The organism is Streptomyces sp. NPDC056161 (assembly GCF_042268025.1).
Lineage (GTDB): Bacteria > Actinomycetota > Actinomycetes > Streptomycetales > Streptomycetaceae > Streptomyces.
This window is the reverse complement of sequence record NZ_JBHJUV010000080.1, coordinates 13,430-37,136: the sequence shown is the minus strand read 5'-3', so window position 1 is coordinate 37,136 and position 23,707 is coordinate 13,430. Positions and strand designations below refer to the sequence as shown.

At 73.5% G+C, this 23,707-nt stretch carries 17 protein-coding genes and 2 pseudogenes; 6 read left to right on the top strand and 13 right to left on the bottom strand.

What is annotated here, in order from left to right; translation table 11 throughout:
• Window positions 1-188: ATP-binding cassette domain-containing protein (locus ACFC09_RS41900; protein ID WP_376537697.1), on the bottom strand; the 188-nt coding region annotated here is incomplete at its 3' end.
• 552 nt (window positions 189-740) lie between these two features.
• Here ACFC09_RS41900 and ACFC09_RS41895 point away from each other — a divergent pair.
• Window positions 741-2,174: a lamin tail domain-containing protein gene (locus ACFC09_RS41895; RefSeq protein WP_376537695.1), complete on the top strand. Its 1,434-nt coding sequence runs from the start codon at window positions 741-743 to the stop codon at window positions 2,172-2,174.
• Window positions 2,175-2,317: 143 nt separating this feature from the next.
• Here ACFC09_RS41895 and ACFC09_RS41890 read toward each other — a convergent pair whose 3' ends face one another.
• Window positions 2,318-3,787, bottom strand: a complete 1,470-nt coding sequence (locus ACFC09_RS41890) for a PHB depolymerase family esterase (RefSeq protein WP_376537693.1) — start codon at window positions 3,785-3,787, stop codon at window positions 2,318-2,320.
• Between the two features lie 748 nt (window positions 3,788-4,535).
• Between ACFC09_RS41890 and ACFC09_RS41885 the strand changes: the two genes are divergently transcribed.
• Window positions 4,536-6,647 carry a helix-turn-helix domain-containing protein gene (locus tag ACFC09_RS41885; RefSeq protein WP_376537691.1) on the top strand — a complete coding sequence of 704 codons (2,112 nt, stop codon included), beginning with the start codon at window positions 4,536-4,538 and terminating at the stop codon, window positions 6,645-6,647.
• A 151-nt stretch (window positions 6,648-6,798) separates the two neighbouring features.
• On the opposite strand, the gene ACFC09_RS41880 is transcribed toward ACFC09_RS41885, so the two are convergent.
• The 6 genes and pseudogenes from ACFC09_RS41880 to ACFC09_RS41855 form a co-directional block, all read right to left on the bottom strand.
• A complete protein-coding gene (locus tag ACFC09_RS41880) occupies window positions 6,799-7,740 on the bottom strand; it encodes an alpha/beta hydrolase (protein ID WP_376537689.1) in 942 nt (313 codons plus the stop codon).
• Window positions 7,737-8,987 carry a branched-chain amino acid ABC transporter permease gene (locus tag ACFC09_RS41875; protein ID WP_376537687.1) on the bottom strand — a complete coding sequence of 417 codons (1,251 nt, stop codon included), beginning with the start codon at window positions 8,985-8,987 and terminating at the stop codon, window positions 7,737-7,739. Before ACFC09_RS41875 ends, ACFC09_RS41880 begins: the two co-directional genes overlap by 4 nt.
• Window positions 8,984-9,871, bottom strand: a complete 888-nt coding sequence (locus ACFC09_RS41870) for a branched-chain amino acid ABC transporter permease (protein WP_376537685.1) — start codon at window positions 9,869-9,871, stop codon at window positions 8,984-8,986. The genes ACFC09_RS41875 and ACFC09_RS41870 overlap by 4 nt, the downstream gene beginning before the upstream one ends.
• A gap of 149 nt (window positions 9,872-10,020) precedes the next feature.
• A pseudogene (locus ACFC09_RS41865) lies at window positions 10,021-10,731 on the bottom strand (ABC transporter ATP-binding protein); the annotation flags it as partial.
• A gap of 68 nt (window positions 10,732-10,799) precedes the next feature.
• On the bottom strand, window positions 10,800-11,549 hold the full coding sequence (locus tag ACFC09_RS41860; protein WP_376537683.1) for an ABC transporter ATP-binding protein: 750 nt from the start codon (window positions 11,547-11,549) through the stop codon (window positions 10,800-10,802).
• Between the two features lie 48 nt (window positions 11,550-11,597).
• Window positions 11,598-12,830: a substrate-binding domain-containing protein gene (locus tag ACFC09_RS41855; RefSeq protein ID WP_376537699.1), complete on the bottom strand. Its 1,233-nt coding sequence runs from the start codon at window positions 12,828-12,830 to the stop codon at window positions 11,598-11,600.
• 991 nt (window positions 12,831-13,821) lie between these two features.
• Here ACFC09_RS41855 and ACFC09_RS41850 point away from each other — a divergent pair.
• On the top strand, window positions 13,822-16,140 hold the full coding sequence (locus tag ACFC09_RS41850; protein WP_376537681.1) for a glycoside hydrolase family 95-like protein: 2,319 nt from the start codon (window positions 13,822-13,824) through the stop codon (window positions 16,138-16,140).
• A gap of 79 nt (window positions 16,141-16,219) precedes the next feature.
• Window positions 16,220-18,136, top strand: coding sequence for a glycoside hydrolase family 97 catalytic domain-containing protein (locus ACFC09_RS41845; protein WP_376537679.1), 1,917 nt, complete (start codon window positions 16,220-16,222; stop codon window positions 18,134-18,136).
• 8 nt (window positions 18,137-18,144) lie between these two features.
• On the opposite strand, the pseudogene ACFC09_RS41840 reads toward ACFC09_RS41845, so the two are convergent.
• Window positions 18,145-18,363, bottom strand: a pseudogene (locus ACFC09_RS41840) (SAM-dependent methyltransferase); the annotation flags it as partial.
• Window positions 18,364-18,568: 205 nt separating this feature from the next.
• On the opposite strand from ACFC09_RS41840, the gene ACFC09_RS41835 reads away from it, so the two are divergent.
• Window positions 18,569-19,705 (top strand): cytochrome P450, encoded by a 1,137-nt coding sequence (locus ACFC09_RS41835; protein WP_376537677.1) that lies wholly within the window; start codon window positions 18,569-18,571, stop codon window positions 19,703-19,705.
• Between the two features lie 175 nt (window positions 19,706-19,880).
• Here ACFC09_RS41835 and ACFC09_RS41830 read toward each other — a convergent pair whose 3' ends face one another.
• Together ACFC09_RS41830 and ACFC09_RS41825 are read right to left on the bottom strand one after the other, a co-directional pair.
• Window positions 19,881-21,257: a sensor histidine kinase gene (locus tag ACFC09_RS41830; protein ID WP_376537675.1), complete on the bottom strand. Its 1,377-nt coding sequence runs from the start codon at window positions 21,255-21,257 to the stop codon at window positions 19,881-19,883.
• Between the two features lie 4 nt (window positions 21,258-21,261).
• Entirely contained in the window at window positions 21,262-21,939 is a 678-nt protein-coding gene (locus ACFC09_RS41825) for a response regulator transcription factor (RefSeq protein WP_376537673.1), read from the bottom strand.
• Window positions 21,940-22,090: 151 nt separating this feature from the next.
• Between ACFC09_RS41825 and ACFC09_RS41820 the strand changes: the two genes are divergently transcribed.
• Window positions 22,091-22,303 carry a hypothetical protein gene (locus tag ACFC09_RS41820; RefSeq protein ID WP_376537671.1) on the top strand — a complete coding sequence of 71 codons (213 nt, stop codon included), beginning with the start codon at window positions 22,091-22,093 and terminating at the stop codon, window positions 22,301-22,303.
• Window positions 22,304-22,393: 90 nt separating this feature from the next.
• Here the strand turns inward: ACFC09_RS41820 and ACFC09_RS41815 are convergent, their stop codons facing one another.
• Together ACFC09_RS41815 and ACFC09_RS41810 are read right to left on the bottom strand one after the other, a co-directional pair.
• The gene (locus tag ACFC09_RS41815) at window positions 22,394-23,017 is read right to left on the bottom strand and encodes a 4'-phosphopantetheinyl transferase family protein (RefSeq protein WP_376537669.1); all 624 of its coding nucleotides are present in this window, start codon (window positions 23,015-23,017) and stop codon (window positions 22,394-22,396) included.
• 7 nt (window positions 23,018-23,024) lie between these two features.
• Entirely contained in the window at window positions 23,025-23,705 is a 681-nt protein-coding gene (locus ACFC09_RS41810; RefSeq protein WP_376537667.1) for a BPL-N domain-containing protein, read from the bottom strand.
• Window positions 23,706-23,707 lie beyond the last annotated feature (2 nt).

Genomic DNA, 23,707 nt, shown 5'->3' with positions numbered 1-23,707 from the left:
AGCTCACCACTGTCCGCGACGGACAGGCCCAGCAGCAGACCGAGCAGCGTCGTCTTGCCCGCGCCGTTCGGCCCCACCAGGCCATGGATCTGACCCTGCGCCACATCCAGATCGACGCCGTCGAGCGCGACCACTTCCCCGAAACATTTCGCGATGCCGCGCGCCCGGATCGCCAAGGGTGTGTCCATGAGCCCCTTCTTTCGAAAACCTCAGGAACCCTAGGGACCGCACACAACCTGTACATGGACCGTCGGTTGAACGTTCCTGGAACGAAAGGCGACCGGCACCTCCCCTGCTGATGTCCTGGAGGTCACCGAGCCGGACCGGTTGGCGTACCGCCCAGCAAAGCGGCTGGTCAGAAGGCTGCTTCGGAGGGCTTGGTGGTGTCAGTGTCATTCCTTTTCTTTTCTTTGCCAGGGTGTTCGGAAGATTTTGTTGCGTGTCTGGGGGAGGGTCTTCCGGCCTCTGCGCGCCCTTGTGCCGACTCTCCGTCAGGCCCGTGGGGGCCACCGACCACCGTGCCGAACGTGACCGGGCCCGGCGCGCGCTCGCGTCCGCGGACGTCGGCACACGTTTCCGCACGAGTGGGCATGGCCGTCGATCCACCGGGGCACACTTGCCCGGAGCCGCACCCCGGTTCGGCGGTCGTTCACCCGGCAACCACTCACCGGAATACGGCTGTTCGGCCAGGGCCGGAAACCTCATGCCGCCCTGTCACCACGCTCCTGAGGACGGACACCGTGACCGAAGTACGCGCGCCCGGGCGGCGCCGTCGCCTTGCCCTCCTGCTCGCCGCCGTGGCCGGCCCCGCGCTGGCCGCCGGAACGCTCATGACGTCGCCCGCCCAGGCGGCCCCGGCCGACGACGTACGCATCAACGAGGTGGTGACGACCGGAGACGTCAACGACTCGATCGAGCTCTACAACAAGGGCACGTCCGCCGTCGACGTCTCGGGCTGGATCCTCAAGGACGACAGCAGCAGCTCGAAGTACAAGATCGCCTCGGGTACCACGCTGGCCGCGGGCGGATTCCGGGCCTTCGACGTGCACGGCCAGTTCGGCCTCGGCTCCAAGGACCAGGCGCGTCTGTACCTCCCCGACGGCTCCACCCTCGTCGACGGCTTCAGCTGGAGCGAGCACTCCGCCCCCTCCTGGTCGCGGTGCCCCGACGGCACCGGCGACTTCAGGGTGGCCTCCCTGACCCTGGGCGCCGCGAACAACTGCGACGGCGGCTCCGACGGGGGCGGCGGCACCTCGCCGGTGGCCTGGCCCGGCAGCGACTCCGTCACGACCGCCGACGCGTCCGACGTCTTCGGTGAGGACCTCAGCGGCCTCTTCCAGGAGGGCGGCGTGCTGTGGGGCGCGCAGAACTCCGGCAAGCTCTGGAGGCTGGTGCCCAACGGCTCCGGTGGCTGGAAGCCGGACACCGCCGACGGCTGGACCTCCGGCAAGGCCCTTCGTTTCCCCAGCGGCTCCGGCACCCCTGACGGTGAGGGCGTCACCCTCACCGGCGCCGGTTCCGCGGGCGGGGTGTTCGTCGCGAGCGAGCGCAACGGCGACGCCTCCGGGACCAGCCGGCTCTCCGTTCTCCGGTACGACATCGGCGGCGGCGCCGGTACCCTGACGGCCGCCAAGGAGTGGAACCTGACGTCGGATCTGCCGTCCGTGGGCTCCAACCTCGGCTTCGAGGGGATCACCTGGGTCCCCGACAGCTACCTGACCGGCGCGGGCTTCAAGGACGCGTCGACCGGCGCGGCCTACGACCCGAGCCACTACGGCGCCCACAGCGGCGGCGTCTTCTTCGTCGGTGTCGAAGGCACCGGTACGGTCCACGGCTATGTGCTCCAGGACACGGGCACGTTCACCCGCGTCGCGTCCGTCGGCAGCGGCATGGCCGGCGTCATGGAACTGCAGTGGGAGCCGCAGGCGTCCCGTCTCTGGATGGTCTGTGACGACACGTGCCACGGCCAGCACAGGACGATGCAGGTCGATGCCTCCGGAGTGTTCGCCACCACGGCGGTCTACAACCGCCCCGCCGGCATGCCCGACATCAACAACGAGGGCTTCTCGGTGGCCGGGGCCGACGAATGCGTCGGCGGTTCCAAGCCCGTCTACTGGGCCGACGACGCCAACGACGGCGGTCACGCCCTGCGCAAGGGCAGCATCACCTGCTGATCCGGTGGCCCAGGTCCACGGTCCCGCCGTACCGGCCGGGGCCGTGGACCTTTTTCGCCACCGGCCTTCGAGGAGTGCCACCCCGACCCCGATCCGTTCGCCGGCCGGCCTCGGATCGCCGGTCGGCCCGGCGGACGGGCGGGTCAGCAGCCGGAGTCGGCGAGGACGTAGTAACCGGGGGACGTCTCCTTCAGGGTGTGGGTGGTGAACACGTTGTACAGCCCCATGTTCTGGCCTGATCCGTTGGCGTACGTGTAGCCGCCGCTGGTACGGGCCCGGCCCGCGGCGACGTGGGCGTAGTTGCTCGCCGTCGTGCAGACCGGAGCCGAGCCGGTGGTGGTGGCCGTGACGGGGGAGGAGACCTTGCCGACCGTGCCGTCGGATCCGACCGCCGCGACCGTGTACGTGTACGACGTGGCCGAGGCCAGGCCGGTGTCCGTGAACGTGGTGCCCGCGGGCGCGCCGACCTGGGCGCCGTTCCGAAGGACGCGGTAGGACGCCGCACCCTGGACCGTGGACCAGCTCAGGGCGATCGAGGTGTCGGTGACGGTGCCCGCCGCGAGGCCGGTCGGCGCCGGGAGCTGCTCACCGCCCGGGTCGGTGCCGCCGCTCCGGTCGAGGCCCCAGAACCGCGCCGTGTAGTAGCTGGAGCAGATCGTGTCGAGGAAGTACGCCGCGGTCGTGCCGCACTGCTGAGCACCGGAGCCCGGGTCCACCGCGAGGCCGTGGCCCATGCCGCTGATCTGGTAGAGCTGCACGGCGGCCTGGCCGGAACTGTCGTTGTAGCTGGTCAGCGTGGTGTTGCCGGGCAGGTTCGCGGTGCTGGACGGGGTCTGCGAGAGGCCATGGACGTTCGTCCACTGGTCCCGCAGCTCGGTCGCGTTGACGGGGTGGACGGTGTAGTCCGAGGTGCCCTGCCAGATCGCGACGCGCGGCCAGGGGCCGGCATACCCCGGGTACTGGGCGCGAACCTTGTCACCCCACTGCGCCGGGGTGAGATCGACGCTTCCGAACTGGCAACTGGACGCGCCCAGCTGACTGGTCGCGCACTGCGCGGGCAGCCCGGAGTCGACCGAGCCGCCCGCGAACACGTCCGGGTACGCGGCGAGCAGGTCCGCGGCCATGCCGCCGCCCGCCGACAGACCGGTCACGAACACGCGCCGCGCGTCGGAGCCGTACAGCGATTCGGCCTTGGTGACCATCTGAGCCACCGAGGCCGCCTCGCCCTTGCCGCGGGCGGAGTCGGCCGGATCGAACCAGGTGAAGCAGGAGAGGGCGTTGTTCGCCGAGCTGGTCTGCGGGAACACCACGGCGAAGCCGTACTCGTCGGCGAATTTCGGCCAACCGGAGTTGGCGTAGTAGTCGTTGGCGCTCTGACCGCAGCCGTGCAGCGCCACCACGAGCGGGGCGCCGGCGGGCAGAGCGGCCGGCACGTAGCTGTACATCGACAGGTTGCCGGGGTTGGAACCGAATCCGGTGACGGCGGTCAACCCGGCCGCGGCGGACGCGGGTTGGGTCAGGAGCGCGGTTCCGGCTGCCGCCGCGAGCAGGCCGGACACGGCGAACCGTCCGACCAGCCGAGCGAGTCGGCCGAGGAGGGTGGTGGGGCGCACGGTGGAACCTCCGGGGTGCGCGAACCGCACGGCGGCCGGGGGAGGGACCCGTCCGCGCGGCTCTGGGCGGTCGGTGCGGCACGCGGCCCACCGCGTCCGGGGTCCCGCCCGGACCGATGGCCGGACGGCCCGGGAACGGGCCGCCGACCGCTTGCCGAGCAAGGACGTTAGGCGCGGCGTGTCGGCCGCGGACATATGGGCGGTCACCATCGGGTGCCCTGGGAAGTGTGGATACGGGCCGTTGTCCGGTTCCCGTGTCCGACGGCACGCGCCGGACTCCCCGCCCGGCCGTCGACCCGCCGCACCACCGAATGTGCGGGCGCCGCGCGCCGTGCGCCCATGGCGTCGGACACCACGGCGGGGCCGGGCGCTGTGTGGGCCGCCCACATGTGAGTGATCCGGTCGGCATCCCTACGGTGACGGCCATGGAGAGCACGTCGAGTACGGCGGCCGGTCACCGGACGGACGCCCCGACCCGCTCCGCGTGTCGCACCGGGGCCCGTTCTCGACCGGCGGGCGGGCGATGCCGCTCGCGGCCCGTGCCGAGCGCGGCCCGCCGGACCGGGGACGGCCGCCCGGCCCGCCCGCCGACGGCCGGGGGTGCCTCGCCGGGCGCTCCGGGCACGGGTTGTGCCCGTGGCCGAGCAGGCGTGAAAACACCAGTTCACGGGGGTGACGTGGACGGGCCGGACTGGCAGGGTGGCGCACCGGCGAGGAACCGGCGGCGGCTACGACACGGGAGGCGGCGATGGACGCGAGCAACGTACCGGCCGGCGAAGGACGGCCTCTCGCCGTGCCGCCGCCCCCGCGGACCCGCCCCGCCGGGCCCGCGCCCGGTGCCCTCGTCGGACCGGATCCCCTCGTCGGACTGGATCCGCTCGCCGGACCGGATCCCCTCGCCGGACCGGACCCGCTCGCCGTGCCGGGGGCCTCCGCCGCCCCGCACCTCGGGCGCCTGCTGGAACTCCTCGCCGCCGGCGCGCCCGCCGAGGCGCTGGGCGCGGTCACCGGCCAGGCGCGCGCGGCGGGTGTCGACGGGGCCGATCTGGCGGAGACCGAACGGGCCGTGGCCACGGCGCTGCGGGTCCGCAGCTCGCTGCGCGCCCATCGCCGCCGCGAACTCGAACTCACCGCCCTGTTCGACACGGCCGGCGACCTCGCCGCCTCCCGCGACCTCGACGAGGTGCTGAAGGCCATCGTCCGGCGGGCCAGGATGCTGCTGGGCACCGACACCGCCTATCTGACGCTGCCGGACGAGGAGGCCGGAGACACCTACATGCGGGTCACGGACGGCTCCGTCTCCCCGGTGTTCCAGAACCTTCGGCTCGAACTCGGCGAAGGTCTCGGCGGTCTGGTGGCGCAGACCGCCCGCCCGTACGCGACCCCCGACTACCCCACCGACGACCGCTTCCACCACACCCGCAACATCAACGCGGGCGTGTCCGAGGAGGGCCTGGTCGCGATCCTCGGGGTGCCGCTGCTGCTCGGCTCGGTGCACGGCGGGGACCGCAAGGTGATCGGCGTGCTGTTCGCGGCCGACCGAGACCCCCGTTCGTTCAGCCCCGACGAGGTGGCGCTGCTCTCCTCGCTGGCCGCACACGCCGCCATCGCGATCGACACGGCGCGCGCCCTCGACGACACCCGGGCCGCGCTCGCCGAACTCGCCGAGGCCAACGAGGTCGTACGGGCGCACGCGGCGGCCGTGCAGCGGGCCGAGGAGGCGCACGACCGGCTCACCGACCTCGTCCTGCGCGGCGGGGACGTGCGGGAGGTGGCCGCCGCCGTGGCCGGGCTGCTCGACGGGGCGATCACCGTGCACGACCCGGGTGGCCGGCCGCTCGCCGCCGTACGGCACGACGGCGGGCCGTTCGCCGCAGACTCGGTGGACGTCGGCTGGCTGGTCTCGGCGGCCGAGGAGTCCCGTACGGCGGGCCGTGCGACGGCGCGCTCGGGGCGGTGGATCTGCGCGGTGCTGGCCGGGCCCGAACTGCTCGCCATCATGGTGCTGCACCGGCGTCGCGCGCTGGAGGACGCCGACCGGCGGATGTTCGAACGCGCGGGCGTCGTCACCGGCCTGCTCATGCTGCTGCGGCGCACGGTCGCGGAGACCGAGAACCGGGTGCGCGGCGAACTGGTCACCGACCTGCTGACCGACGCCGGCCGCAATCCGGCGCTGCTCGCCGAGCGGGGCCGCAGACTGGGCCTCGACCTCGACCGGCCCTACCTGGTGCTGGTCGCCGCCACCGAACCCGCGGCCCGGGACCGGCTCAGCTCGGCTGTCGTCCGCTACCTCTTCGGCGCCCCGGCGGGCAGCGCCGGCGCCGAACACGCCGGGGCCGTCGTGCTGCTGATGGCCGCCGACGAGCGGCTCACACCCGGGCAGTCCGCCCGTGCCGCCGCCGTCCAGCTCGGGCATCTCGCGGGCGCCGCGGTCACGGTGGCGGCGGCCGGACCGGTCTTCGGCCCGTCCCGGATCGCGGATGCGCACGCGGAGGCGGTGCGTTGCCTGCGGGCCCTGCACGTACTGGGCCGCCACGGCGACGGCGCGTCCGCCGGTGAACTCGGCTTCCTCGGCGTGGTGCTGGGCGACGACAAGGACGTGGACGGTTTCGTACGCGGCACGCTCGGGCCGCTCCTGGAGTACGACGCCCGGCGGGGCACCGAACTGGTCCGTACCCTCGCCGCCTACTTCGGTGCGGGCGGCAGCCTGACCCGGGCCAAGGACACGCTGCACGTGCACGTCAACACGGTCGTGCAGCGGCTGGACCGGATCGAGGTGCTGCTCGGCGCGGACTGGAACCACCCCGACCGCGCGCTGGAGCTGCAACTGGCGCTCCGGCTGAGGGAGCTGAGCGGCTGACAGCTGCGTGTCAGGGCGCGGTCGCCGCCTTCCTTCGGTCGGTGTGACCTCGTCGGCCCACGGTGAACCGCAGGCCGACGGTGAAGCGGAGGCCGGCCCTCTGCCGCGGGCCGGCCGCTTTGGGCGCCGACCCGCGCCGACCGTACGGCGGTCAGCCGGTGGCCCCTGCGGCGGCCTTCAGCAGCAGATCGGCGACGAGCGCCGCGCCCTCCTCACCGGTGAGCACCGTGTAGTGGTTGGTGTCCGCCGCGCGCACGGGCGTCACGCCGGTGCCGTCGAGGCCGGCACGGGCGAGGCGTTCCTCGTCGTACAGCCCCTGCGGCTCGTCCATCAGGCCGCGGTCCGCCCACAGCAGGGTGGCGGGACCGGGCAGATGACGTACGGCGGCCAGCACGTCCGCGTCGAACAGGCCGACGCCGTCGGTGCGGACGGCCTCCAGACGGCACGAGGACCGCAGTTCCGGCTCCTCGCCCACCAGGTCCCGCTGGATGTACGCGTCGACCTCCGGGGTCCACCGGTCCGCGAACGCGGGGTGCACCCGCCAGAACGCGCGGTAGGCGGCCCGGTCGGGGAAGACCATGGACAGCCGGTCCATGGCGGGGCCGATGACCGCGGTCATCAGCTCGTCCGGGGACAGCCGGGTGGGTGCCGGGAACCCGACGCCCCCGTCCACGAGCAGCAGGGGACCGAAGCGCCCGGGGTGGCGGACGGCCGCCAGGGACGCCGTGAACGCGCCCATCGAGTGCCCGGCCAGCACCGGCCGTCGCAGCCCCAGCGCCTCGGCGACCGCGGCGGCGTCGTCGGCGTGCGCGGCGATGCCGTACGGACCGGGCAGGCCCGCGCTGCCCGCGCGTCCCCGCAGGTCGGGCGCGACGAGCGTGGCGCGGCGCGCGAGCCGGCGGGCGACCGCTCCCCAGGACAGGCCGTTGGCGGTGATGCCGTGCAGGGCGAGCACGGTGGGCGCCCCGGGATCGGCCGCGGTCCAGCGCAGCACGGCCAGGTCGCCGCCGGGGACGGGGACGCGCAGTTCCTCGAAGGGCAGTGGTTCGGGACCGGTCGGGGTGTCGGCGGGCTCGGTGTCGGCGGTCGTCACGACGTCTGCCTTTCCTTGACATCGGCATCGGCATCGGTGGAAGCGGCCGAGGCACTGGAGGGCCGGACGGCGGAAGCGGCCGACGTGTCGCCGGTGCCGGGTCCCGACCCGTCCTGGGCCGATTCTCCCTCGCGGTCCCCGCCGCCCGCGTCCCCTCTGCCGCGGCGTGCGGTGCGGGCGGCACGGACACGGTCCGGCAGGGCGGCCAGTCCGCCGGGCAGGACGCCGACGACGACCACGAACAGCACGCCCAGCAGGAACAGCGGCTGGCTGAGCGGCACCCGCAGCACGGCGGGCAGACCGGCGACGGCCGCCGAGCCCGCCAGGTCGCCGAGGCGCTGGTCGGCCCAGGTGTACAGGATCCCGCCCAGCATCGGGCCCCACCGGGTGCCCGAGCCGCCGAGGACGACCATCACCAGCAGCGACAGCGTGAACTCCGAACTGGTGGTGTGCGGGGTGGAACCGCCGGTCAGCAGCAGATGCACGATGCCGCCCAGCGCGGCCAGGCCGCTCGCCACGGTGAAGGCCACCAGTTTGAACCCGTACGGGCGCAGCCCCAGTACTTCGACGCGGCGCTCGTTCTCCTTGATGCCCTCCCAGACCCGGCCGGTCGGCGAGTGGGTGGTCCAGTGCACCACCGCGAGGGTGAGGACGAGGAACGCGAGCGTGATCCAGTACAGGGTGGCGGTGTGCTCGATGCCGACGAGCCCGGCCGGCAGCGGACCGGCGGCGACCGCCCGGCCCTCCTCGCCGCCCGTGAAGCCCCCCGGATCGCGGCTGACCAGGATGGCGGCGGCCTGTGCGAACGCCAGCGTCACCATCGAGAAGCCGATGCCGGTGACCCGCAGGCTCACCGAGCCGAGCAGCAGGGCGAGGGCGATGCCGAAGACCAGGCCGAGCACGGCGGACAGGCCGAACGGCAGGCCGGCCTCCTGCATCATCGTGTTGGTGGCGTAGCTGCCCGCGGCGAAGTAGAGCGCGTGCCCGAAGGACAGCAGGCCGGTGCGGCCCAGCAGTAGGTCGTAGCCGGTCGCCAGCGCGCCGTACAGCAGGCACAGGGCGAGCAGTTGCAGGCTGCCGGCGCTGCCGACGGGCCCGTCCAGCAGGCCGGGGATCCCGACGGCGCTGTACGGCAGCACGAACAGCAGGGCGAACAGGCCCACCGGCCACCAGCGCAGCAGGCGACGGGCGGCGGACCGCTCCGGGCGGGCGGTGGGACGGGCGCCGGTGTCGCTGACGGTGCTCATGCGAGCCTCCCGGTGAGACCGCGCGGACGCACCAGCAGCAGGGCGGCGAGCAGGACGACCACGGCGAGATCGCCGAGTCCGGCGGTGGTGTAGTAGTTGGCGAACTGCTGGACGAGGCCGATGACGACGGACGCGACGGCCGCACCGGTCACCGAGCCCATGCCGCCCGTCACGACGACCACGAACGCGAAGATCAGCAGCGAGGTGCCCTGGCGGGGGTCGACCGAACCGAAGTACAGGCCGCCGAGCGCACCGCCGAGCGCGGCGGCTGCCCCGCCGATCGCGAAGACCAGGGTGAACGCCGTGCGGACGTCGATGCCCAGCGCGGTCACCATGGCCCGGTCCTCGACGCCCGCGCGGACCACCAGTCCGTGCCGGGTGCGGTCTAGGAACAGCTTCAGACCCGCCCAGACCAGCACCGCCCCGGCGATCAGCACGAGCCGGTCGGCCGGGATCCGCGCACCGAGCAGACCGACCGTGCCCTCCAGTGCCTTCGGACCGGGAAAGGTCAGGGCGTCGGTGCCCCAGATGCCTGACAGCAGCGCGGGCACGGCCAGTGAGACACCGACCGTGGCGAGCACCTGCTCGCGCGGCCGGGTGTACAGCGGCCGGACGACGGCCAGTTCGAGCAGGACCGCCGCGCACGTGCCGACCACCACCCCGAACACGACGGCGAGCACGAAACCGAAGCCGCCGGAGCCCGCGCCGGGCAGGTGGCCGGAGGCAGCCCACCAGGTGGCGTAGGCGCCGATGGACAGCAGCGCGCCGTGCGCGAAGTTGAGCACGTCCATCAGGCCGAAGATCAGCGACAGCCCGGAGGCGACGAGGAAGTACAGCGCACCGAGACCGAGCCCGGTCAGGGTGAGCAGGACGACGGTGTCCATCAGACGTCGGCCTCCGTACGGTCGGACCGCCGCACCGCGGGCCCGGGTCCGCCGGCCTCGGCGGGCGGGTCCGTGGCTGTCGGCTCGGCAGGGGCGGCAGGGGCGGCAGGGGCGGCAGGGGCGGCAGGGGTGGCGGGGTGTGCGGGGAGGGCATGGGTGGCGGGGTGTGCGGGGACGGCCGCCCGGCCGACGCCGAGCAGGCGGCGGGTGGCCTCCGGGTCGCCGAGCAGGTCGGCGGCGGGCCCCTGATGGGCGGTGCGGCCGTCGGCGAGCACCGCGCAGTGCGCGGCGAGCCGGCGGACCATGGCGAGGTTCTGCTCCACGAGCAGCACCGGGACGGCCTCGGCGGCACGTTCCAGTACCCGCGTGACCTCGGTGACGACCTTCGGGGCCAGGCCCTTGGTCGGCTCGTCCGCGATGATCAGCCGGTTGCCGTTGAGGAGGGTGCGGCCGATGGCCACCATCTGCTGCTGGCCGCCGGACAGCGTGCCGGCCGCCTGCCCGGCCCGCCGGAGCAGTTCGGGGAACAGTTCGTGGACGAGGGCGTAGTCCGGCGCGCCGTCGGCGCGTTCGGCCAGCCGCAGGTTCTCCGCGACGGTGAGCCCGGCGAAGACGCCCCGGTCCTCGGGGGCGTAGCCGATGCCGCGGCGCACCAGGGTGTGCGTGGGCAGGTCCACGGTCTCCTCGCCGTCCAGCAGCACACTGCCCGTGCGCGGCACCAGGCCGAGCACACCGCGCACGGTGGTGGTCTTGCCCGCGCCGTTGCGGCCGAGCAGGGCGGTGACCCCCTGCCGGGCGACGTCGAGGTCGACGCCGTGCAGAATGTGCCGGCCGCCGATCAGGACCCGCAGGCCGCGCACGGCCAGCAGCGCCCCGCCGTCCGGTCCGGGGCGGGCGGCGGAGACGGCACGGGCCGTCCGGTCGGGACTCACAGGTCCTCCCCGAGGTACGCCTGCTGGACGGTGGCGTCGGCGGTGACGGCCTCGGGACTGCCCAGCGCGAGCAGGCTGCCGTGGTGCATCACGGCGACCCGGTCGGCCAGGCCCAGCAGGACGTCCATGTGGTGCTCGACCATCAGCACGGTGCGGCCCTCGTCGCGGTGCAGGGTGCGGATCAGTTCGGTCAGGGCGGGTACTTCCTCGGCGCTGACACCCGCCATCGGCTCGTCCAGCAGCATCAGCCGGGGCTCGGCGACCAGCAGCACGGCGAGTTCCAGCTTCCGCTTCTCGCCGTGCGAGAGGGACCGGGCGGCCACGTCGGCGCGGTGCACGAGACCGGTGCGGGCCAGCACGTCGTCGACCCGGTCACGGTAGCGGGAGGCCCGCCGCCAGATCCGGTACGAGCCGCCGTCCGCCGCCTGCGCGGCGAGGCGGACATGCTCGGCGACGCTCATCGCGGGCCACAGGCTCGACGTCTGGAAGGTGCGGCCGAGACCGCGCCGCGCCCGGGCGTACGGGGCCTCGCCGGTGATGTCCGCACCGGCCAGGACGACCCGGCCGGTGGTGGCCGGGACGAGCCCGCTGATCAGGTTGAACAGCGAGGTCTTGCCGGCCCCGTTGGGACCGATGAAGGCAAGGAACTCGCCTTCGCGCACGTCCAGGGAGACGTCCGAGAGGATGGTGGCCCCGCCCACGGACCAGCCGGCCGACTCCAGGCCGAGGACGGCGGCGGGGGCCACGGTCGCACCGGGGGGGGACCCGGTGCCCTGGGACGGTGTGGTCACGGGTCAGCCCGCCAGCGGCTTGACGGGCGGGGCCACCTTCTCCAACGGCAGCGTCCGCACCAGTTCGGGCTCGGCGGTCCTGCCGCTGCCCTTGAGCCTCGCCTGGAACATCGGCTGGAGCAGTGCGTGGTCCTCGGCGCGGATCTGCTGCCTGCCCTTGACCCCGTCGAACGTCCAGCCCTCCAGGGCCTTCACCATGGCGTCGGTGTCGGTGGCGCTGCTCTCGACGGCGTGCACGATCATCTGGGCGGCGGTGAAGCCGTCCGGGGTGAACAGGTCGGGGGTGCCGCCGGCCTTCTCGACCGACGCGGTCATGGCCTGCTCCGCGGCGGTGCCGGCCGCGCCCGGGAAGTAGTGCGCCAGAAAGGTGATCTGCTGTCCGCCGGCTCCGAAGACGGGGTACGAGGCGGTTCCGGCGAGCCCGGTGGTGACCTTCGACGAGGCCGGTACCCCCTGTTGGTCGAGGGCGGTCCACAGCGCGGGGGCGGTGGCACCGGCCCAGGCCACGAAGACCAGGTCGGGATCGGCGGCCCGGACCTGCCGGGCGAACGGGGTCAGGTCGGTGGCGCTGGGCGGGGCCAGCACGGCGGAGACGTCCGCGCCCTCACCGCCGAGCACCGCCTTGACGGCATCGACGTTGGCCTGGCCGAAGGTGGAGTCCTGGGCCAGCACGGTGACCTTCTTGCCCTTGGCGTCGCCGAGCATCGCGGCGGCGGTCAGGGTGTCCTGGTAGGACTGGCGGCCGGAGCGGAAGGTGTACGTGTTGATGCCGGTGATCGCGTCCGTGGCGGCCGGTCCGTCGATGAACAGCACCTTGTTCTGCGCGGCCAGCGGAGCCATCTGGAGGGCGACGCCGGAGTCCGTGCTGCCCGCGAGGATCTTCGTGCCCTTGCCGATGAGGTCCTTGCCCGCGGCGACTGCCTTCGACGCGTCCCCGGCGTCATCGCGCTCGGTGATCTCGATGGGGTGGCCGTCGACCTTCCCGGTGCCCTTGGTGGCGTAGTCGAGCCCGGCCTTGAAACCCTCGATGTACTGCTTGCCGTAGGCGGCGAGCGGGCCGGTCCTGGAGTAGACGAGGCCGACCTCGACGGGCGCGGTGCCCTTGCCGTCACCGGTGGACTCGGAACCCGCCGTACCGGCCTGGGCGCAGCCGGCGGCGAGGAGGGCGGCGGCCGTGGCGGCGGCGGCAGCGGCCAGGGTTCTGGTGCGGCGGGGCTGTACGGAGTTCGCGGGCATCGTGGGCATCGGACCGGCTCCCGGAGGGTGTTGCCGCTCCGGTTCCGTCCGTGCCCGGGGAGGCACGTCTGCGGCGGACGGCGGCGGCGCAGTTGCTGACGGAGGGGACGGTAGAAGCCCCCGATCGGCCGCCGACATGGTGTCGGACACCGCACCTGTGGCGGCACTCATGTGGGTGTCCCATATGGCGACGGCACCGTGGTCCGCGGGGTTCGTACGGTGCCCAGGGGCCGGCGGGCGCTCCACACTGCCGCAGCTCACCGGCCGCCCTCCCGTCGCCGGGCACCCGGCCGGACAGCCCGGCCCGCGCAGCCGGGCCGTCCGGCCACCGGCCGCAGGCGCCGCTCTCCTCCGCAGGGCCCCCAACTGGGCTCTGGACAAGGGCGGTTCGTCTTTCCGCCGCGCGCGCTCCGCGCGACTCCCGTGCGGGGCGGCGACCGACGACACACGTGCCGACGGACGTCCTGCCGCACGGACCGCGGGCCGGTCGGCCTTCGGCGCGGCCTCGTGGGCTCGGTCGCCGAGGGCCGACGGGTCCCGGTGACGGTGTGACAGGGGGCGCGGCCCCGAACACCCGGCCGACCCGGCATGACCCGATCGACCTGGCATGACTCGGCCGACCCGGCCCTCCGGTGCGATCCGCCCGACCTGGCCAGGGCCCGCCCGAGGGGCCCGGCACCCGCAGCACGCCGCATGCCGCCGCGCCGGACGGCACACCGTCAGGCCCCGCGTGCGCAACACACTGTCATGCCACCGTTGCGCACCACACACCGTCATGCCGCCGCGCGGACCGCACACCATCCCTCCCGCCAAGGCGACCCGCCTGGGCGGACGGCGGACGGCGGACGGCGGTCGGCTGCGGCGCAGTCGGGATCTGTCGCCAGGACATCAACACATCGGATCTCTCCAGCCGTATTGACGAACAGTAGCCACGCCTCTACGTTACCTCGCTGGATAGCTCCGATGAATCGCCGAGCCGCCGGGAGGCAACGTGCCCAGCCCGTCCAGACGTACCGTCCTCGCCACCGGATCCGCCCTCGGTGGCGCGCTGTTGGCCTCGGGTCCGCCCACGCCGGCGACGGCGGCGGACTCCGCCGAGCACGCGGCGGACTCCGCTGACCCGTGGCGCACCGTTCTCGACGACGCCGACCTGGTCTGGCAGCGGATGCCGACGACCTGGTACGACGGCCCGTTCCTCGGCAACGGCCACCTCGGCTCCGGGATCTACGCCGAGCCGGGCGCCGCGTCGACCGCCGTGCGGTTCAACGTCCAGCACTCCGAGGTCCAGGACCACCGCCCCGAGTTCGGTTCCCTCTTCGGCCTGGCCCGGCTGCCGATCGGGTACTTCACGCTGGAGCCGGTCGGCGCGATCACCGGCCTCGACTGGCGGCTGTCGCTGCACGACGCCGAACTGACCGGCACCCTCGCCACCGACCGGGGCACCCTGACCCTGCGCGCCCTGGTCCACAACGACCGCTCGATCCTCGCCGTGCAGGTCACACCCAGCGAGGGCGAACGCGGCTTCCGCTGGGTGTTCCACCCGGCGGAGGCCATCAGCCCGCGGGCCGCCTTCAAACCGCTGCCGGACGGCTACCGGGGCAACCCGCCCGCCGAGACGGCCGACCATGACGGCGTGAGCGCCGCCGTGCAGCCGCTGCTGGCGGGCGGCGGGCACGTCACCGCCTGGCGGGAGCGGACCAGGGGCCGGACCCGCACGCTGTACGTGCACGTGGCGCACTCGTACCCGAAGGACACCGCCCTGGAGCAGGCGCTGAAAGCGGTCCGTGCCGTGGACCGGCTGCCCTACACCGCCCTGGCGGCGACCCACCGCACCTGGTGGCACGCCTACTACCGCAAGAGCTTCCTGTCCCTCCCGGACGCCCGCATCCAGCGCTTCTACTGGATCCAGCTGTACAAGGCCGCGGCCGCCGCCCGCCGCGACGCCCCCGTGATGGCGACGAGCGGCCCCTGGCTCGAACCCACCCCCTGGCCGAACACCTGGTGGAACCTCAACGCGCAGTTGGAGTACTGGCTCATCCACGGCTCCAACCACCTCGAACTCGACGCCGTCACCCGGGCGTTGAGCGAGTTCCGGGACAACCTGGCCAACGAGGTGGCCGCGCGGTACCGGACCGACTCGCTGGGCATCCCCCGCACCACCGACCCCCAACTCGTCAACGGCGCCGCCGGCACCCTCACCGGCTACGGAGTCGGCATCCCCGGACAGGACCCGCCGACCCCCGAAGTCGGCAATCTGACCTGGGCACTGCACAACGTCTGGCTCAGCTACCGCCACACGATGGACGAGTCGATCCTGCGGGACGTCCTCTACCCCCTGCTGCGCAAGGCGATCAACTACTACCTGCACTTCCTCGAACCCGGCCCGGACGGCCGACTGCATCTGCCCGCCACCTTCTCCCCGGAGTACGGCGGCAACACCCGCGACTGCAACTACGACCTGATGCTCCTGACCTGGGGCTGCCGCACCCTTCTCGAATCCGCCGGCCTCCTCGGCATCGACGATCCGCTGGCACCCCGGTGGCGCGAGGTGCTGGCGAGGCGGGTGGCCTACCCGACGGACGCCAACGGATTCATGATCGGCGCGGACCTCCCCTTCGCGAAGTCCCACCGCCACTACTCGCACCTGCTGGCGGTCTACCCGCTGTACGAGGTGACCGGCCGCACCTCCGACGAACGCGCCCTGATCGAGAAGTCACTCGCGCACTGGGTCGGCTTCGAGGGCGCCCTCCAGGGCTACACCTTCACGGGCGCCGCCTCCATGTCGGCGCTGCTCGGCAAGGGCGAGGACGCGCTGAAATACCTCGGCGAGCTGATGACCCGCTTCATCCAGCCCAACACCATGTACAAGGAGTCGGGGCCGGTCATCGAGACACCGCTGTCGGCGGCCCAGTCGCTGCACGACATGGTGTGCCAGTCGTGGGGCGGTGTCGTCAGAGTGTTCCCCGCGCTGCCCGCCGCCTGGGCGGACCTGACCGTCCACGACTTCCGTACCCAGGGCGCCTTCCTGCTGAGCGCGGTCCGCCGGGACGGCACCACCCGATGGGTGCGACTGGTCAGCGAGGCCGGCGCGCCGTGCGCGGTACGGCACGGAATCCCGGGACCGGTCGACGTACGCGACGGGCGGGGCCGCCCACTGCGCCACACCGAGGCCGGCGACGGCATCGTCCAGGTCGACCTGCGCAAGGGCGAGTCGGTGCTGATCACGGCCAAGGGCGACCGGCCCGACCTGACCGTCAGGTCCGTCCGTCCGAACGAGGAAGCGCCCCGCTGGGGGCTGCCGCTCACCTGAGCCGGGCTCATCCGCGCACGCCACCCGGTCACCGATCCACTCCACTCTCGACCTGCCTCACCACCTGGGGAGGGTGCACATGGCGGTTCCCGTCAAGACCATGGTCGCCGCGCTCTGCGCCGGCCTGGCGGCCACACTCTGCACGGCCGTGCCCGCACGGGCCGGCCAGGACACCGGACCCGCCGAGCACGTCTGGGCGGTGTCCGGCCCCGAGCGCTCCACGACGGCGCGGGAGCCGCGTGCTCAGGTGTCCCTGGACGACACGACCGGCACGCTGAACCTTTCGGTGACGCGCGGCGGCCGGACCGTCATCGAACCGTCGCCGGTCGGCATCGTCACCGAACGGGCCGATCTCTCCCGGGGCCTGCGCTTCCTCGACCGCAACGACCGGCGGGTGAGCGAGCGGTACCGGACGGAGTCCGGCAAGCGGCTGGAGCGCCGGGTCCTCATGAACGAGAGCCGCCTGTCCTTCGCCACGGCCGCGGGCGCCCGCCTCGACCTCGTCGTCCGCGCCTCCGCCGACGGCGTCGCCTACCGGTACGTCCTGCCCGCCGGGCACGGCGACGTGCTCGGCGAGACCTCCGCGTTCAACCTGCCACCGCAGGCCGGCGCGTGGCTCGGCGCCTACCGCGTCGACAACGAGGGCCAGTTCAACCAGTACACCGCCGCGACCGCCCCGACCGGCGCATACGCGGACCAGGCACTCTTCGCGACCGACGGCGGCTACGCCCTGCTCGCCGAATCCGACCTCACCGGCTCCTATTCGGGCGCCCGGCTCGCGCACGACCAGGGCACCGGCACCTACCGGATCGCACTCGCCGACGACCGGGTCCACACCGACGGCCCCCTCACCACCCCTTGGCGGGCCATGGTCGTCGGCGACCTCGCCACCGTCACCCGGTCCACGTTCACCGACGACCTCGCCCCCGCCGCCAAGGTGGCCGACACCTCCTGGATCCGGCCCGGGACCGTGCTGTGGACCTGGCTCGCCGGCGGCCGGGCCGCCGGCCAGAGCCTCGCCGCGCAGAAGGCGTACGTCGACTACGCCGCTCAGCGGCACTGGCCCTACGAGGCCGTCGACGCGGGCTGGTACTTCAAGGCCGACGAGTGGGACACCACCGACCCCGACTGGCAGACCGACAGCTGGCTGCCCGAACTCGTCGACCACGCACGCGCCAAGGGCGTCGGGATCATCGTCTGGATCCACCAGCGGGACCTCGACACACCCGAGGAACGTGCAAAGTGGCTGCCCACCCTCGAACGATGGGGCGTCAAGGGCGTCAAGATCGACTTCATGAACTCCGAGGCGCAGCCCATGCTCCAGTGGTACGACGCCGTCCTCGCGGAGACCGCAGCCCACCACCTCATGGTCGACTTCCACGGCTCCACCGTCCCCAAGGGCATCCAGCGCACCTGGCCGCAGGTCATGACCCTGGAAGGCGTCGGTGGCGAGGAGAAGAACACCAACACCGCCGGCCACCTCACCACGCTGCCCTTCACCCGCAACGTCATCGGCTCCATGGACTTCACCCCCGGCGGCTTCCAGCGCACGGGCCGGCGCCCCGACTCCGACGCCGCGGAGGCCGGACTCGCCGTCGTCTACGAGTCCGGCCTGCAGATGTTCGCGGGCAGCCCCGAGTCCTACGACGCCCGCCCGCTCGCCCGGGACTTCCTGGAACAGGTCCCCGCCGCCTGGGACGACACCCGGCTGCTCGCCGGGCGGCCCGGCCAGGTGGCGGTGCTCGCCCGCCGCAGCGGCGACCGCTGGTTCCTGGGCGGCGTGTACGCCGGTGCCGCGCACCCGGCCGAGGTGCCGATGGCGCTCGGTCCGGGACGGTGGCTGGTGGAGACGGTCCGGGACGGCGCCGAGGGACTGGTCCAGGCCCGGAAGGTGCTGCGCGGGGGCGACACGCTCGGCATCGACGTGGCCGCCGGCGGCGGCTTCGCCGGGATCGCCTGCCACTGGCACCCCGGCGTCACCACCTGCTACTGGTGAGGGCCCGTCGCAAGCGTGGTCACCGCACGCCGCAGGAAGTCGCGGTGGTGCCGGGCGGTGAGGAGGGCACGGGGCCGGTGCGCCGGAGCGGCGGCCGTGGCCTTCCGGTCGACGGGGCGGTTGTCCTTGCCGCCGAGGAGGATGTCGTACACGCGCGCGGAGCATGCCTTCGTCGTGTCGGTCTTCCTTCGCGGCTCGGCCGGGTCGGGGCCGAGCGCGGTCAGCAGGCAGGTAGGTCTCCCCGGGGAGTCGGCCACTCGGCGGACACCATGTGAGCGGCCCGACATCCAACGTCCAGGGGGACTTGGGAACCCCCGGAAACACACACGGCCCCGCCGGTCCTTCCGGCACGTGCGGGGGAGGGACCCGACCGCCCCCGGTGGGCACCTGTGCCCACAGGGGGCGCCGGCCTCCTTGTTCTAGGCTGAACGCATGATCACGCTCACTCAGCTGGCTGAGAACCCGCACTCTCACCTGGCCCGGCTCAGGGACACCGCCCCGGTGACATGGCTGCCGGCGCTCGGCGGCTGGGTGGTCACCTCCCGGGCCCTGGCGCTCACTGTGATGCGGGACGCCGAGACGTTCACCGTGGACGACCCCCGGTTCACGACCGCGCAGGTCACCGGTGCCAGCATGCTCTCCGTCGACGGGCCCGAACACACCCGGCACCGCGAACCCTTCACCGACCGCTTCCGTCCCGGCGCGGTCCGCGACTCCTTCGCCGACAGCACACAGCACGAGACGGACCGCCTGCTGGACGGCATCGAGGGCCGCGGGACGGCCGAACTGCGGCGGGAGTTCGCCGGACCGCTGGCCGCCACGGTGATGGCGCAGGCGCTCGGTCTGGAAGGCGTCCCCGTTCCCCGGGTGCTGGCCTGGTACGAGGCCATCGTCCGCTCCGTGCACGAGCTGACCGAGGGCCGCCCGGCCGGTACCGAAGGACCTGCCGCCTATGCGGCACTGCGCGAAGCCGTCGCCGGCACGGTGGACGCGGGATCGCCCCACTCCCTGCTGGTCACCGCCGCCCGGAGCCTGGAGCTGCCGGACCTGTCCGCCAACGCGGCCATCCTCCTCTTCGGCGGGATCGAGACGACCGAGGGGATGATCACCAATCTCCTGTTCCACCTGCTGCACGCACCACGGCAGCTGTCGGAGCTGCGCGCGGAGCCGGATCTGCTGGACAACGCGATCGAGGAGTCCCTGCGGCTGGAACCCGCCGCGGCCGTCGTCGACCGGTACGCCACCCGGGACGTGCGGCTGGCGGACGCGGACATCCACACGGGCGACCTGGTCACGGTCTCCCTCGCGGCCGCGGGCCGTGACCCGGCCGTCTTCCCCGATCCCGACCGTTTCGATCTGCGCCGCCCCAACTCCCGGCAGCAACTCGCCTTCGCTCACGGCCCGCACTACTGCCTGGGCGCCCACCTCGCCCGGCTGGAGACCCGCATCGCGCTCCGCTCCTGCCTCGACCGTCTCGACGGCCTGCGCGCCGACCCGGACCGCCCGGCGGCCGTCCGCGGCCTGGTCTTCCGCAAGCCGGCCGACCTGTGGGTGCGGTGGGACAGATGACGCCGACCGAGCCGCCTCACCGGACCAGGTGAGAAGCGGTCCCCGACCTGGCGTTCCGGCTCGTCCGGCGGCGCCCCGTGCACCGGTGGCCGCGGCCCTCCTCCGGCCTGCGCCGGGCCGACGTCCCACGGGTGCCGCCCGCCGGCCTCACCGCGGTCGGCGCCGTACGGCCGCGTCACCGGTTCTCCAGCGGCAGCCGGACGACCATCCGGGCGCCGGGCCGGTTGTCCTCGACGCGGACGCTGCCGTGGTGCGCCGTGACGATGTCGCGGACGATGGCGAGTCCCAGACCGGCGCCGCCGGTGTCGCGGGCACGGGCGCGGTCGAGGCGGGTGAAGCGCCCGAAGACGCGCTCACGGTCGGCCTCGGGAATGCCGGGACCGTCGTCGGCCACCACCAGGTTCGCGCTGTCGTCACGGGCGTTGAGGGTGACGTCGACACGTGTGGTCGCATAGTGCAGGGCGTTGTCCAGGAGGTTCCGCACGACACGGGTGAGCGCGTCCCCGTCGCCCGTCACTCGGGCCGCGCCCACGGCGTGCCGGTCGATCACGAGCGGGCTGCGACCGCGGGCTTCGCGCACCTCGGCGTAGACGATCTCGTCCAGGTCGACGGGGCGGGTCCGCAGCCGCGGCCGGGCGTCGAGCCGCGCGAGTTGCAGCAGGTCGTCGACGAGCCTGATGAGCCGCTCGCTCTCCCGGAGCAGGCCGGCGGCAAGGCTCTGCCCGTCGACCGAACCGGGATGGTGGGCGGCCACCTCCAGGCCGGTGTGCAGGGTGCTGAGCGGGTTGCGCAGCTCATGGGCGGCGTCCGCGACGAACCGCCGTTGCCGCCGGGTCGCGGTGTCCAGCCGCGCGAGCAGGTCGTTGAAGGTGGCGGCCAGCCGGCCGAGCGCGTCCGCGGCGGGCGGCACGTCGACGCGACGGCTCAGGTCGGACGCGGTGATCTCGGCGGTCTGGGCCCGCAGGGCGTCCACGGGACGCAGCGCGCGTCCGGTGAGCATCCAGACGACACCGGTGAGCAGGGCGACGACCCCCGGCACGCCGGTGGCCAGACCGGCGGCGAGCCGGGCGATGCCGCGGTCGACGTTCTCGGTGGGGACGGCCACGTACACGATCAAGGGGTTGTGGCGGGTGCCCGCGGGGACGCCGACGGCACGCCAGGTCCCGCCGCCCGGGACCGGCAGGTCATGGATCGTGTGGGCGTGAGGGGTGTCCGACCGGCTCGGCGGAAAGGTGAACGCCCGTGGCCGGCCCCGCAGGTTGGCGGAGCTGGCGCGCACGGTGCCCGTGCCGTCGACGATCTGGACGGCGATCTCCCGGTGACCGGTGACCGGCACGTCCGGCAGGATCCGGCTGGTGCCCTCGTCCGCGGCGACGACCTGCGCGCGTTGCAGCGCGGTCTCGTCGAGGCCGTTGATCAGGCTGGTGTGCAGCCAGACGACGAGCAGCAGAGCCGCTCCGGTCAGCCCGGCGGCGATGACGGCGGCCGCTGCGGCGGTCAGCCGCAGGCGCAGCGACCGGCGGCCCCACCAGGACCGGACGCCGGCGGCCACCCGGTCACCTCGCGCCGCCGCGCAGCCGATAGCCCGCACCGCGCACGGTCTCGATGGTCCGCCGGTCGAACGGGACGTCGATCTTGCGCCGCAGATAGCCGACGTACACCTCGACGATGTTGGTGTCGCCGTCGAAGTGCTCGTCCCAGACGTGGCAGAGCAGGTCCGTCTTGCTGATCACTTCGTCCGGATGCCGGAGCAGGTATTCCAGGAGCGCGAACTCCCGGGCCGTCAGGTCGATGTCCCGGTGGCCGCGGCGGCAGCGCCGGCGCGCCGGGTCCAGGGTGAGGTCGTCGGCGGTGAGCACGGCGGGCCGGGCGGGCGCCCCGCGGCGCAGCAGCGCCCGGAGCCGGGCGACGAGCACCACGTAGGAGAACGGCTTGCTCAGGTAGTCGTCGGCGCCGAGATCGAGGGCGTCCGCCTCGTCGTACTCGCCGTCCTTCGCCGTGAGGATCAGCACCGGCGTCCACACCCGGGCGGCCCGCAGCCGCTTCACCACCTCGTACCCCGACAGGGAGGGCAGCATCAGATCCACCACGATGACGTCGTACGGCTCGTGCAGTGCCCGCCACAGTCCCTCCGCGCCGTCGTTCGCGACGTCGGCTACGAAGCCCTCCGCGGCGAGTCCGTCGGCGATGGCCCTGGCGAGTGCTTGCTCGTCCTCGATGATCAGCAGTCGCATGGCAGTCTCTCCGACTCCACCGTAGCTCCGAACCCTGACGACCGTTACCTGAGAGGACGCTGAGGAGGCGCCCCGTTCTCAGGTCCCTCTCAGCACCCGCGCCGCAGCCTGGAGTTGTCAGGCAGACATGGATCGGACGAGGAGCGCGACGATGAGGGACCTCAGGGACGACGAACGCCGGACCGGGGACCGGAACCAGGCCACCCGGGGGCGTGTGCGGTACGTGGTGGACTATCTCGACCGGGTCCGGCGGACCGCCGACGGCGTTCGGGACGGTGCGGGGCCCGGGCGACAGGACCGGGAACTCGACGAACGGGAGCGCCAGGTGCGCATGGCGCGCGTCGCCGAGCGGCCCTTCGGCTGACGGCATCCGCGGGCGGCCCGTGACCGCGCGCCACGGACCGCCCGCAGATGTTGTCCAGCACTGGTGCAGCGCGATCGCCGCGGATGTCGGTCAGCTCTGGCGCAGGGCGACCGCCGCGGCGCGGCTGACGTCCACGGTGACGTCCTCGACCGTCCAGCCCGGCAGGCCCGCGGTGGGTGTGGGCCCGGTGCCGACGTAGTCGAGGGTCAGGCCCCGCGCCAGACCCGTGCCGAGACCCTTGAGGTACGCCTCCTTGCGCACCCAGGTCCGGGCGAAGGCCAGGGCCCGCTCGTCCTCGGGCAGGGCCGCCAGCTCGGCCCGCTCCGACGGGTGCAGCTCGGGGACGAGGCCCGCCACGACCCGGGGCGACGGGATGCACTCCATGTCGACGCCGACAGGAGTGTCGGCGAGCGCGATCAGACACAGACCCCCGCTGTAGGCCAGGGAGAAGTGCGCCGTGCCGCCCGCCACCGCCGGCCTGCCGTGCGGTGCGCCGCACACCGGGCACGGCTCCCGGGTGAACGCCACCTGCCCGGGTGCCACGCCGAGCCGCTCGGCGAGCAGACGGCGCAGCGCGGTGTGCGCGGAGACGTACCGGCTGCGGATCTCGGGCCGGGTGAAGGACAGGGCCCGCCGGCGTTCACCGGCGTCCAGGGACGTCGGCGCGGCCCGCGGATCGGCATGGACGAGCCACAGGACGGGCGGCGGGCTCACGGCGGCCTCATTTCCGCATCGCCTCCTCCACCAGGTCCACGGCCAGGTCGAGGGTGTGCAGCACGGGCAGGCCCTGGCTGGTGTACCAGGCGTCCGTGGCCTCCGGGTGGGGGCCGGTCACCGCCACCCGGCCGGCCCCGAAGGGGGCGACGAGGGCGGCGGGACTGCCGTCGGCGTACGTGGCGAGGACCGAGGCGTCGGCGTGCTCGTCGAGGACGAAGACCGGGCCGTCCTGGAAGTACAGGGTGCGGGGGCGCCCCCGCCAGGACACCTCGATCAGCGTGTCGCCGTCGTCCTGGACGGTGGCCCCCGCCGTCGAGATGTACCGGTCGGTGTCGCCGGGCAGCAGCCCGAAACCCGGGGTGGCACCTGCCAGGTAGCCACCGAGGCAGAAGCCCAGGTAGCGCCCGCCGGCCCGGACGAAGTCACGGATCGCCCGGCGCCGCCGGAAAAGCCTGAGGTAGGCGGGGACCAGCGTGCCGCCGCCGGGCTGGGCGTACACCGACGCGTGCGCGAGGGACTCGGCGGACAGGGGGAACTCCTCGCGCGGACCGGTGAAACGCACGTCCAGCCGCCACGGGCCGCGGGAGAGCATCCCGGCGACCGCCTCGGGGCAGCCGGGCAGCGAGGCCGGCCCGCGGTAGACGAGGGCCAGGGGACGCCCGGCAGCGGTCTCGGGGCCCGCCACGA

Excerpts from the sequence above, each read along its gene's own strand:
- ACFC09_RS41885 (WP_376537691.1), top strand. The coding sequence starts at position 4,536 with ATGGACGCGAGCAACGTACCGGCCGGCGAAGGACGGCCTCTCGCCGTG.
- ACFC09_RS41875 (WP_376537687.1), bottom strand. The coding sequence starts at position 8,987 with ATGAGCACCGTCAGCGACACCGGCGCCCGTCCCACCGCCCGCCCGGAG.
- ACFC09_RS41870 (WP_376537685.1), bottom strand. The coding sequence starts at position 9,871 with ATGGACACCGTCGTCCTGCTCACCCTGACCGGGCTCGGTCTCGGTGCG.
- ACFC09_RS41855 (WP_376537699.1), bottom strand. The coding sequence starts at position 12,830 with ATGCCCGCGAACTCCGTACAGCCCCGCCGCACCAGAACCCTGGCCGCT.
- ACFC09_RS41845 (WP_376537679.1), top strand. The coding sequence starts at position 16,220 with ATGGCGGTTCCCGTCAAGACCATGGTCGCCGCGCTCTGCGCCGGCCTG.
- ACFC09_RS41835 (WP_376537677.1), top strand. The coding sequence starts at position 18,569 with ATGATCACGCTCACTCAGCTGGCTGAGAACCCGCACTCTCACCTGGCC.
- ACFC09_RS41825 (WP_376537673.1), bottom strand. The coding sequence starts at position 21,939 with ATGCGACTGCTGATCATCGAGGACGAGCAAGCACTCGCCAGGGCCATC.
- ACFC09_RS41820 (WP_376537671.1), top strand. The coding sequence starts at position 22,091 with ATGAGGGACCTCAGGGACGACGAACGCCGGACCGGGGACCGGAACCAG.